The following is a 12,002-nucleotide window of genomic DNA, read 5'->3' as shown; positions in this document are numbered from 1 at the left end:
GAATTGGGGGAACTGGGAATGACGGATGTCACGGTCGCGGCAATGGTCGCACGGATGCTCAAGGCGCGCGGCGTCCAGCGGGTCTTTGCGCTCTGCGGCGGGCACATCATGCCGATGTGGATGGCCCTTGATGCCGAAGGGATCGAGATCGTTGATGTGCGCGACGAACGAGGCGCCGTGATGATGGCCCATGCCTCGGCCGCGGTGACCGGAACGCTGGGGGTGGCGATGGTCACGGCAGGACCGGGAGTGACTAATGCGATGACCGGGATCGCCAATGCGCATGTGTCCCGCATCCCCGTGCTGGTCATCTCGGGCCTGCCGCCGCGACCGCAGGAGAACCGGGGCGCGTTGCAGGACATGGTGCATGTCGACCTGCTGCGTCCGCTAACCCGATATGCGCGCACCATTCGACATGTCACTGCCGTTCCCCGCGAACTGGACGCCGCCATTGCCGCCGCCCTGGGTCATGCCGGAGAGGCCGGGCCCAGCTACATCGACCTGCCGGTGGACCTGCAACGCGAGATTGTACCCGTAGTGTTGCGCACGGGCGAACACGTGTTTGGCAGGCCCCGCCCCCGCGCAATGCCCGTGCCCCAAGACCTGGATGCCGCTGCCGACATGATTGCCGGGGCAGCCCGGGTACTGGTCGTGTCGGGACGAGGGGCGAATGGCGCGGGCGCGGAATTGGCGCGCTTCCTGACCGCATCGGGCGCGGCCTACCTTGATACTGGGGAATCCAAGGGGATCGTACCGCCAGGTCATCCCGCCCATGTTACGGCCATGCGGGGGCAGGCGATGAAGCAGGCCGACCTGGTGGTCACGCTGGGCCGCAAGCTGGATTTCCAGCTGGCCTACGGATCGCCCGCGGTTTTCGGCAAGGCCGCCTTCCTGCGTATATCGGACCAGCCTGCCGAACTGTCGGACAATCGTTTGGGCAGTATGGCCTTGGCCGGCGACATCCCTGCAATCTTGGATGCGCTGAGCGAGCGGCTGTCGAGCCGCACCTTGGGTCCCCGTCAGTGGCTGGCCAACATGTCACAGGGCCACCGGTCGCGGGCCGGGGCGATGACCGCGAAGATGCAGGATGCGGCGCCGGGATCGGACGGCCGGATCAATCCCAACCGCCTTCTGGCCGAAATCCGTCAACGGCTCGACCCCGACGCCATCGTGATCGCGGACGGGGGCGACATCCTCAGTTTTGCGCGGGTCGCGCTTGAAGGAACGACCTACCTGGATCCCGGTCCGCTGGGCTGCATCGGCATCGCCACCCCGTTCGCCGTCGGCGCCGCCAAGGCCGCGCCGGGCCGTCAGGTCGTGGCTGTGACCGGCGACGGGTCCTTCGGCTTTACCGCGATGGAGATCGACACCGCTGTCCGCCACCGGGCCGCGGCCCTGATCGTCGTCAGCAACAACGCATCCTGGGCGATCGAGGTGCGTGACCAGACCGAAAGCTTCGGCCGTGTCGTCGGCACCCGTCTGCAAGACGCTGATCATGCGGCGATGGCCCGGGCCTTCGGCATGCAGGCCTGGCGGGTCACGACACATGAGGAGATCGGCCCCGCCCTGGACGCGGCGCTATCAGTCGTCCGCAACGGCGCGCCCGCTCTGATCGACGCGGTGACCACTCCTGAGATCGCGTCCTCGGACAGCAAGTCCGGTCTGGCCTGGGTGCCCGACTATCAGGCGCTTGAAACCTGGGACACAGCGGAACGGGCGTGGCTGACCGGAGGGCAGGAAGAATGACCGGCGTGGCGGGCAAGACCATCCTGGTGACGGGCGCCTCAAGCGGGTTGGGTGCCCATTTTGCACAGGCTCTGGCGGGGCACGGCGCGCGGGTGATCCTTGCCGCGCGCCGTCGCGACAAGACGGCAGCCCTGGTTGAAGCCATCCGCAGCACGGGTGGCTTGGGCGAAGCCGTCGCGATGGACGTGTCGGACCCTGCCTCTGTTGCCCAGGCTTTCGCGCAGATAGAAGGCCGGATTGACGGGTTGGTCAACAATGCGGGCGTGACCGCCACCGGCCCTGCCATCGATGCCGACCCGGCTGATTTCGGCACGGTTCTCGATACCAACGTCAAGGGCGTCTTCCACGTGGCCCAAGCTGCGGCCCGCAGGATGCGCGAAAGCGGGGGCGGGTCGATTGTGAACGTCGCCTCGATCCTTGGCTTTCGGGTGGCAGGAAACGTGGCCGCCTATACGACGTCCAAGGCGGCGGTCGTGCAATTGACCCAGGCGCTGGCCCTGGAATGGGCCCGCTACGGCATCCGTGTCAACGCACTCTGCCCCGGCTATGTCGAGACGCCGCTGAACCGCGACTTCTTTGCCGGCGAGGCCGGGCAGGCATTGATCCGCCGTATTCCACAGCGCAGGCTGGGACAGCTCTCGGATCTCGATGCGCCCTTGCGGCTGCTTCTCTCTGACGAGGCTGCCTACATGACCGGATCTTCCATCGTCGTCGATGGCGGACATCTCTGCTCAAGCCTGTAAGGGACTTTCATGGACTTCACCATTTCGCCGCAGATCGAAGATTATCGGCGCCGCATCGCCGCCTTTGTGGCGGAACGGCTGGTGCCGCTTGAATCTGATCCCGCCAGCTACGACGACCATGAGAACATCGCCCTGCCCTTGTTGGCAGACCTTCGTGCCCAGGCCCGCTCCGAAGGGCTGTGGTGCCTGCAATTGTCGCCCGAGAACGGCGGCCAAGGTCTTTCGCGCATCGGCATGGCCGTCTGCTACGAGGAGATGAACCGGTCCATCTTCGGGCCGGTGGTCTTCAATTCCGCAGCACCCGACGACGGCAACATGATGGTGTTGCAGGCCCTGGGCACCCCCCAGCAGAAGGACCGCTGGCTCCGCCCCATTGCCGATGGACGCGTCCGCTCGGCTTTCGTGATGACCGAACCGGCCCCGGGCGGTGGCTCCGACCCCGGCATGATGCTGACCCGGGCGGAACGGGACGGCGACGATTATGTCATCCGTGGCCGCAAGTGGTTCATCACCGGCGCGGCCGAGGCCGAACATTTCATTCTGCTAGCCCGCACCAGTGAAGATCCGCGACGCGGCCACAGCTGTTTTTTGTTCCACCGCGACGATCCTGGCTGGCGTATCCTGCGCCGCATCCCGATCATGGGGCCCGAGGAGCATGGCGGCCATTGCGAGCTGGAATTCGACGGGCTGCGCATCCCGTCCGCCCACCTTCTGCTGGAGGAAGGCCGCGGCCTGAAGGTCGTGCAGACCCGACTTGGCGTCGCGCGCCTGACCCATTGCATGCGGTGGCTTGGCCTCGCCCGACGCTGCGTCGAGATCGCCCGTGACTATGCCGACTGCCGAGAGGGATTTGGTGTCTGGCTAGCCGACCGCGAAAGCGTACAGATCATGCTGGGTACCTTGGCCGCCGATATCGAGATCGGCCGGCTTCTGGTGATGCGCGCAGCTTGGGAGCTGGATCACGGTGGATTTGCGCAGAAAGAGGTCTCGATGGCCAAGATCCACGTGGCTAACCTGCTGCACCGTGCGGCCGATACGGGCATCCAGATCAACGGCGCAAGGGGCTATTCCAAGGATACGGTGCTGGAATGGATCTATCGTTATGCCCGCCAGGCACGCCTGGTCGATGGTGCGGACGAGGTCCACAAGATGATCCTGAACCGCCACATGGCTTCGGAAGGACGCGACTTCTGGTCGTGGCCTATCCAAGGTGCCGTATCATGACCAAGATAACGCAGGAACGCCTGAAACCGTTTCTGTCGGATCGGTTCGGACCGGGGGAAACCCGGCTGACGCGCATCGGCGGCGGACAGTCGAACCCGACCTTCATCGTTGATCACGGCGACCGAAGGATGGTCCTGCGCAAGCAGCCTGACGGAGAGATCCTGCGCGGGGCCCATGCCATCGACCGCGAATTCCGGGTAATGCAGTCCCTTCGCGACACCGATGTTCCGGTCCCCAGGGCCCTGTTGTTCCATGACGATCCCGACCTGCTGGGTACACCCTTCTACCTGATGGACTTCGTCGAGGGCCGGGTTTTTTCGGACTGCCGCCTGCCCGACCTGTCGCCAGAGGAACGTCGCGAAATCTATCTGTCGATGGCCCGCACCCTCGCCCGTCTTCATGCCGTCCGCCCCCAGGCGGTGGGGCTGGCAGACTTCGGCCGTCCAGGCGACTATTTTGCGCGGCAGCTACACCGCTGGACAAGCCAATTGAAGGCGTCGAGCTTCGCAGACGACGCCTCGCTCTTGGCGCTGTCTGAAAGGCTTGCGGCCTTGCAGCCCAACGATGACGGCCTGACCTCGATAGCGCATGGCGATTTCCGACTGGGCAACATGCTAATCCACCCCAGCGAACCACGGGTCATTGCCGTACTGGACTGGGAATTGTCGACGATCGGCCACCCCTTGGCCGATCTGGGTTTTGTGGTGATGCCGTTCCACACCAGTCCCGATGAGTATGGCGGCATTCTGGGATCGGAAGCCCCGGGGATTCCGTCGGAAGCCGAATTCATCGACGCCTATCGCGCGATCTGTCCCGAGGTTCCGACGCCGCAGCCCTTCCACATCGCCTTTGCACTGTTCCGCTTTGCGGTCATTTTCGTCGGCATCGCTGACCGCGCCCGCGCGGGCAATGCGGCCGACCCCGAGGCAGCGCGGTATGCGCCGCTGGCAGGTCGTTTGGCCGACCGCGCATGGCAAGCACTTGGCGAGACACCGCCCCTTCTGAACCCAACTGACACGCACCATCCATAACTTGAGCCATCTATGTCCCCGATAGAACACACGCACCCATAGGCGGCTCTTGTGGCGAACTGGTCACCCTATGGTATTGAACATCGGAGTCGTTGCCGCGACAGCGGACCTCGCACATCGTCTGCTCAGATGAGACTTGCAGGCCGGCGGATCCAATGACGTTCGCAGACAATGTTACAAAACTCCTGGGAACGATCGACGGGCAGCTACCGCGTCCGCGTCACGCAGTACGGGTGTTATGGAACCGGGAAAATTCAGCCGGACTTGTAAAGGCATTCTGGTCTCGTGTTGCCGTGGCTCTGCATAGGGGCTGCGGCAGGCCGCCTTTCGCTTTTAACCAGTAGAACTCGTGTGTCGATCCGCTGGCCGGGCCGAATACAAATGGTCTTCATCAAAAGGACCGATCAGGCGCTTCTGTTTGCTGGTACTCATGTTGCAAGATTGAGTTTTCCGGATCGACTTGGCCGAAATTTTTACGTCCACGTTACGCTGCAGGCCGGGTTTCATATGGCCCCTTTACGCGTAGGGCATCCATGTTCAGCCTCTCTGAGGCGAGGAAGCATCCGGTGCTATCTGTCATCATCGTAATACTGAATGGTGTGGCGCCTTTCGGGCTGATCGGTCTTGGTGTGTCTTGTCGACCCGGTCAAAGACGGGATCTCCGTGACAACGTCCTCGCAGGCGTCCTTGCAGGCACGCTGCTTATCCATCTCCTGCTGGTCGGCACCGGAGCGGCTCTGACATGAGCGCCGATCTGATCTTCTCTGCGCTGTTTCTGACAGGATCAAACGTGATCGATAGAGTGCGGGGCGCCTCGGAAAGCTCTAAACTTCCTCGGATCTGTCCGGTTCTCGCTCCGAGCGAGCAACCGCCTTGCAACGCAGCAGAAAATCCACCTCCAGTGCAGGGCCCGAAAGCCTCGGCGGCCATGGGAGCGAACATCGCGCTTTTCCGCCAAGAGGACTACAACAGCGGCCATGATCGATGACGTGCGCCCTGATCCCTATGACTTCCCGGCCGGGACCACTGCCGAAGCCGGTGCCGCCGCAGCGAGACGCGGACGGGTGAAGCTCTTTGCAGCAGACCGATCCGTGGTCACCGGTGTCCCGCGCGACAGGTCATGGTGGCGCCGCGCAACGGGGCGCGCCTGGCTCCACCTTTTTGCCCATTCAGCCTTGGCTACCCTGACGGCCACGCTGACGGGCGGGCTCTTGTCGCACATCCTGCCAGTCGCTTCACTGGCTGTGATCTATCTGGTTGCGGTGCTGGCCATGGCAGTGCGGCAGGGGACTGCCGGTGCCATTGCGGTGAGCCTCCTCAGCTTCTTTGCCTACAACTATTTCTTCACCGAGCCTTTTTTCTCGTTGAAGGTGTCAGACGAGGCCTCATTGGCCGCGCTGATGGTCTTCACCGTCTCGGCGTTGTTCACAGGCAGCCTCGCCGGCCGGCTCAAGCGGCAGGTGGAGGTCATGCGCGCCACTCAGGCTCGGACGGAAACGCTTTATGACTTCGCCCGCAAGATCGCCTCGGCCACGACGACCGACGACGTTCTTTGGGCCGCAGCCGCCCATATCGCCCACACGCTTGAGTGCCATTCGCTGATCCTGATGCCCGGAAACGACGGTGTGCTCGAGCAGGTGCAGGGCTTTCCCGCGATTGAGGAAAGCCTTGATCCCCGTTCTCGAACCGCAGCGTTGTGGGCGTATAAGAAGAACCAGCCGGCCGGGCGGGATACCGATACGCTGCCAGCTGCTGACTGGATGTTTCTTCCCTTGGCTACCCAGGGTGCCCCGATGGGGGCCGTGGGGCTGCGCTTTCTCGATCCTGACCGGCGGCTGGACCCCGAGACCCGGCGCCTTCTGGCTGCAGTGGAGGATCAGGTCGCGGTTGCGGTTGAACGGATCACCGTGGAAAGGGACCTTGAGCGGGCAAGGCTGGCCTCCGAGACCGAGAAGCTGCGGGCTGCATTGCTGAACAGCGTCAGCCATGACCTGCGCACGCCGCTCGTGACCGTGATCGGCGCCCTCTCTGCACTGGCGGATGGCGGCCTGACCACCGCGCAGAACCGCGAACTGGTGGGGGAGGCACTGAATGAGGCGCGCAGGCTCGACAGGTTCGTCGGCAACCTGCTGGGCATGACCCGGCTGGAGCACGGCGCATTGGTGCCGCGGCGCGAGGTCGTGCCGGTCGCCGAACTGATCGGCCGGGCACGCGGCGACCTTGCCCGCGTGCTGGCACCCTTTCGCATTGAGGTCGAGATTGCGCCAGGCACGCCACCCGTCTTCGCCGATCCGGTCCTGATCGGCCAAGCGCTCACCAACCTTCTCGAGAATGCCACAAAATACGCGTCGGAGGGCAGCACCATCCATATTGCCGCCGCACCATCGCCAGATGGTGTCGCACTGACCGTCATGGACGAGGGGCCGGGCATTCCGAAAGACGAGCGCGGCCGGGTCTTCGACATCTTTCACCGTGCTGTGCAGGGTGACGGACATCCGGCCGGGGCCGGTCTTGGCCTGGCGATCGTCAAGGGCATGGTCGAGGCCAATGAGGGTAGCGTCACCGCCATCGAGCCATCGGGGGGCCATGGAGCGGCCATCCGCATGATCCTGCCCGCTGCATTTGGCGAGGATGAAGATGTCTGACCGATCATCGCCGCTACGCCTTCTCGTGATCGAGGACGAGGCACCAATCCGCCGCTTTCTGCGGATCATCCTGGAAAGTGCGGGCCATACCATGGTTGAGGCCACGCGCGGCCGTGAAGGGATCGAGTGCGCAGCAACCGGGGCACCATCGGCGGTGGTGCTGGATCTTGGTCTTCCGGACATGGACGGCAAGGCGGTGATTGCTGCCATTCGGGAATGGTCTGATGTGCCGATTGTCGTGGTTTCGGTTCGATCAGCAGAGGCCGAGATCGTTGCGGCGCTCGATGCGGGGGCCGACGACTACGTCACCAAACCCTTTGCCCCCGCCGAGTTGCTCGCCCGCCTGCGCGCCCTGACCCGCCGTCGGAGCGCTGAGGAGGTTCCGCTCATCCTATCCAATGGCGATCTGACTATCGACCTGGCCGCGCGAACCGTGACACTAGCAGGGGTGCCCCTGCGCCTGACACGCAAGGAATTCGATGTGCTGACGCTGCTGGTACGCCATGCAGGCCGATTGCTGACCCATCAGGAGCTTCTGCGGACCGTCTGGGGACCTGCACATCTGGGCGACAGCCATTATCTGCGCATCGCTGTGGGACACCTGCGCGAAAAGCTGGGCGACGACGCGGCGGCACCCCGGATGATCTTCACCGAACCAGGCATTGGCTACCGCTTTGCGTCGGCGGAGTGAGGGCACTCGGATGCTGCCCGAAAGCTGCGGTCAGGCTGATGTGGAGTTCACCTCGGGTTTCCGCATCACCCGAGCGAATATCGTGGGCCTCAACGACATGTGGAGCAGGCCCAAGCTTACTCTGAAGAGGCCGTTATCATGAATTCCAATCTCGGCAAGGGTGAGAGCACCTCGCCCATGGGGCAATCAGAGGCCGAGCTCGCAGCGGCTGCCGCCCATTTATCAGACCTGCCGACGCCTGGGCAGCATGCCAACGGCAGTTTGGCCGGCTTGACTCTGGGTGCCATCGGCGTGGTCTACGGCGACATCGGCACGTCGCCCATCTACGCCATGCGCGAGTCCCTGCATGCCGCTTCCCATGACGGGCTGACGCCAGACGACGTGATCGGGGTGATCTCGCTCTTGATCTGGACGCTGATCTTCATCGTGAGTTTCAAATACGTGCTGCTGATCATGCGCGCGGACAACCGTGGTGAAGGGGGCACGCTCAGCCTAGTCACCCTTGTCCAGCAAGCCCTGGGCAGCCGTCCGCTTTGGCTTCTCGCTCTTGGCATGATCGGCATCTCCCTGTTCTTCGGGGATGCCATCATCACGCCGGCCATGTCGGTGCTTTCTGCCGTCGAAGGTCTCAGCCTCGTGACGCCGGCCTTCGCTCCCTACGTCATGCCGCTGACGCTGGTCATCATCGCGGGGCTCTTCCTGGTACAGCGGTGGGGCACTGGTGCCGTGTCCGTCTTCTTCGGGCCGGTCATGATCGCCTGGTTCCTCACCATGGCAGTGTTCGGATTACTCCATATCGGGGATGACTGGTCGATCTTGCGCGCCTTGAGCCCCACCTATGCGGCAAGCTTTGTCGTCACGCACGGCTTTGCATCGCTTATTGTCCTGGGGTCGGTCTTTCTGGCCGTGACCGGAGGCGAGGCACTTTACGCTGACATGGGACACTTCGGAAGACGTCCCATTCGATTGGCCTGGATCGGGCTTGTGTGGCCGGCCCTGACCTTGAGCTATCTTGGGCAAGGAGCCATGGTCCTCGCACATCCCGAGAGAGCGGAAAATCCCTTCTTCCTCATGGCGCCGTCCTGGGCACTCCTGCCTTTGGTGATCCTGGCAACCATGGCCACCGTTATCGCTAGCCAGGCTGTCATCTCGGGTGCCTTCTCGATGATGAAGCAAGCGGTGCGAACCGGCCTTCTGCCCCGACTGGAAATTTTGCACACCTCTGAGGATCAGGAAGGCCAGATCTACCTGCCAAAGGTCAACGCCATCCTGGCAGCCGGTGTCTTTATCCTGGTGATCCTTTTTGGCTCGTCTTCGAACCTTGCCGCGGCCTACGGTATCGCCGTCACTGGCGATATGGTCATCACCACTTGCCTGGCGTCCGTCGTGTTCCTCAAGGTTTGGAGATGGCCGCTACCCCTGGTGGCGGTTGTGGTCGTGCCGCTCCTGCTGCTGGAGCTGCTGTTTCTGGGCTCGAATGCCACCAAGATCCCACATGGGGGATGGGTGCCGATCCTGATGGCGGCCGTGATGATCCTGCTCATGTGGTCTTGGGTGCGCGGCACCCGCCATGTTCAGGACCAGACCCGGCGGGGGGCCACGTCGCTTGAGGCGTTGATGGAGATGCTGAACAAGTCGAGCCGTTTGTTGAACGTGTCTGGAACGGCGGTCTTCCTGACCGCTGAACCGGATGTGGCCCCTGCAGCACTCTTGCACAACATCAAGCACAATCAAGTCCTGCACGAGCACAACATCATTGTCTGCGTCACGGTGGCCACTCGGCCCTATGTTCCCGACGCGGAACGGGTCACCGTCACACCGCTCTCGGAGCGCTTTACCCGGGTCGACATGTGCTTTGGCTACATCGAGGAAACGAACCTGCCCCGGGCTCTTGCTCTCGCGAAGAAGAAAGGCATCAAGTTCGACATCATGGCCACGTCCTTCTTCCTCACGCAGCGCTTCTTCCGCCGGACCAAGGGCAAGGGCCTGCCAGCATGGCAGGAGACGCTGTTTCTCTCACTGGCGAAATCCGCCGCCAACGCGACCGACTTCTACCACCTGCCAAGCAGCAGAGTCATCGTTCTGGGGCAACAACTGCCGATATGAGCCGACCGATGGAAAAGAGGGCGACGTGTTCTCCGAATGGAATGCTCTCAGAAACAGAGCCGCGATCTCCGGCATCATCTGAGAATGCCTAGCAAAACCGCTGCTCATCCCGGTGTATCCGATAATCCGAAGGCCCCATGTTTGACCTCCGCCCCGTAGCCCATCCGCTTGGAATGATCCTTGCTGTCATGGGGGCAGCGATGCTGCTGCCGATGCTGGTCGATCTTTGGCACGACGATCCGCACTGGATGGTCTTTCTGCAATGCGCGCTGATGACCGGCGGATTTGGGGCGATGGTGGCGGTCGCCACGCGCGGCGGTCACCGATCGCTCAAGATCCAGCAGGCCTTTCTTCTGACGTCGGGTCTGTGGGCGGTGCTTCCGGCGTTCGGAGCCCTGCCCTTTATTCTCGGTCAACCCGAGGCCGGCTTTCTCGATGCCTATTTCGAGGCCATGTCGGGCATGACAACCACCGGCACCACGGCCTTTCCGACACTGGACCCATTGCCCAGGAGCACGCATCTGTGGCGGGCACTGCTGCAATGGATGGGAGGATTGGGGATCGTCGTCGTGGCGATGGTCTTTCTGCCGGTGATGAAGGTCGGCGGCATGCAGTTCTTCCGCTCCGAAGGTTTCGACACCCTGGGCAAGGTGCTACCGCGTGCCGGCCAGATTGCCTCGGAGATGACAACGATCTACCTTCTCATGACAGGAGCCTGTGCGATCACCTTTATGCTGCTGGGCATGACCGGCTTTGATGCATTCGTGCATGCCCTGACCACCTGCTCGACCGGCGGGTTCTCGAATTATGACGCGAGTTTCGGGGCCTATCTGGGCGGACCGGAATGGGGAGCGTCCGTCTTCATGATCATGGCCTCGATCCCCTTCATCCGGCTCGTCCAGGCTATGCGCGGCAACCCCGAGCCGCTGTGGCGCGATCGCCAGGTCAGAGCCTACCTGCGCTGGATCTGCTATGCCTGCGCGCTCATTGTGAGCTACCGGCTGCTCTCCGTGGACCAGGATGTCACCCTGTCCGAGGTTCTGCGCGAGACGGTGTTCAACACGATCTCCACCTTTTCCGGCACCGGCTTTGCCTCCACAGACATGATGGCCTGGGGGCACTTTCCTCTCGCGCTGCTCCTCATTGTCGGGCTGATCGGCGGCTGCACCGGATCCACCGGTTGCTCCGTCAAGGTTTTCCGCTATCTCGTGCTGTTTGAAGCGGTGCGGACTCAACTCCGACGCATGCATTCTCCGCACCGGATATCCCCCCTGCGCTACGAAGGCCATCTGCTGGATCAGGACGTCGTGGATTCGGTGATTGCGTTCTTTACCCTGTTCATGCTGACCTTTGGCCTGCTGATCGTTGGACTGTCCCTCACAGGGCTGCACCCGCGCACCGCCTTGACGGCCGCATGGACGGCGATCGCAAACATCGGGCCTGTGTGGGGTCCGGAAGTGAGCGCCAATGGCTCTGTTGTCGATTTCCCTGCTGCAGCCAAGTGGATCATGATCATCGGCATGTATCTGGGTCGGCAGGAGCTGGTTTCCGTCCTGGTGCTGCTGATGCCTCGGTTCTGGCGACCTTGAGTGCGGGGCGAAACAATCGTGTTCAGCCGGGGTGATCGCCAAGCCTGTTTCCAGTTCTGATGCGGTCTCCTGAGGCAATTCCTGTTATGACGAGCGAGCGGATCCGGCACCACTGGCGGCAAGCCGCAATCGCAGAGGCATCTGTGACCACCGCCCCCACTTGGGGCAATGGTCGCTCACGGTAGCCACGGAACGGGAGGCGGTCGCGAGCCGTTCCTTCCGGCGGG

General features: G+C 62.9%; 9 protein-coding genes. All 9 read left to right on the top strand.

The features are described 5' to 3' along the window. Positions 1 to 18 precede the first annotated feature (18 nt). The 9 genes from CK944_RS17260 to CK944_RS17225 all read left to right on the top strand — a co-directional run bounded on the left by CK944_RS17260 (position 19) and on the right by CK944_RS17225 (position 11,775). The gene (locus CK944_RS17260) at positions 19 to 1,746 is read left to right on the top strand and encodes a thiamine pyrophosphate-binding protein (RefSeq protein WP_205049084.1); all 1,728 of its coding nucleotides are present in this window, start codon (positions 19 to 21) and stop codon (positions 1,744 to 1,746) included. Next, positions 1,743 to 2,489, top strand: coding sequence for an SDR family NAD(P)-dependent oxidoreductase (locus CK944_RS17255; protein WP_103174320.1), 747 nt, complete (start codon positions 1,743 to 1,745; stop codon positions 2,487 to 2,489). Before CK944_RS17260 ends, CK944_RS17255 begins: the two co-directional genes overlap by 4 nt. A gap of 9 nt (positions 2,490 to 2,498) precedes the next feature. Next, positions 2,499 to 3,713: an acyl-CoA dehydrogenase family protein gene (locus CK944_RS17250; protein ID WP_103174319.1), complete on the top strand. Its 1,215-nt coding sequence runs from the start codon at positions 2,499 to 2,501 to the stop codon at positions 3,711 to 3,713. Continuing rightward, complete coding sequence (locus CK944_RS17245) at positions 3,710 to 4,744, top strand: phosphotransferase family protein (protein ID WP_103174318.1); 1,035 nt, start codon at positions 3,710 to 3,712, stop codon at positions 4,742 to 4,744. The genes CK944_RS17250 and CK944_RS17245 overlap by 4 nt, the downstream gene beginning before the upstream one ends. 742 nt (positions 4,745 to 5,486) lie before the next feature. Beyond that, a complete protein-coding gene (locus CK944_RS22955) occupies positions 5,487 to 5,732 on the top strand; it encodes a hypothetical protein (protein ID WP_146038689.1) in 246 nt (81 codons plus the stop codon). Beyond that, positions 5,722 to 7,389 (top strand): DUF4118 domain-containing protein, encoded by a 1,668-nt coding sequence (locus tag CK944_RS17240; RefSeq protein WP_103174317.1) that lies wholly within the window; start codon positions 5,722 to 5,724, stop codon positions 7,387 to 7,389. Before CK944_RS22955 ends, CK944_RS17240 begins: the two co-directional genes overlap by 11 nt. Continuing rightward, entirely contained in the window at positions 7,382 to 8,080 is a 699-nt protein-coding gene (locus CK944_RS17235; protein WP_103174341.1) for a response regulator, read from the top strand. The genes CK944_RS17240 and CK944_RS17235 overlap by 8 nt, the downstream gene beginning before the upstream one ends. A gap of 138 nt (positions 8,081 to 8,218) precedes the next feature. Continuing rightward, a complete protein-coding gene (locus tag CK944_RS17230; protein ID WP_239986127.1) occupies positions 8,219 to 10,186 on the top strand; it encodes a potassium transporter Kup in 1,968 nt (655 codons plus the stop codon). Positions 10,187 to 10,323: 137 nt separating this feature from the next. After that, a complete protein-coding gene (locus CK944_RS17225; RefSeq protein WP_103174316.1) occupies positions 10,324 to 11,775 on the top strand; it encodes a TrkH family potassium uptake protein in 1,452 nt (483 codons plus the stop codon). Positions 11,776 to 12,002 lie beyond the last annotated feature (227 nt).

It is taken from the genome of Paracoccus sp. SY (assembly GCF_002901215.1).
Classification (GTDB): domain Bacteria; phylum Pseudomonadota; class Alphaproteobacteria; order Rhodobacterales; family Rhodobacteraceae; genus Paracoccus; species Paracoccus acridae.
Note: the sequence above shows the minus strand (reverse complement) of the source record. Positions and strands in the feature narration are given on the sequence as shown.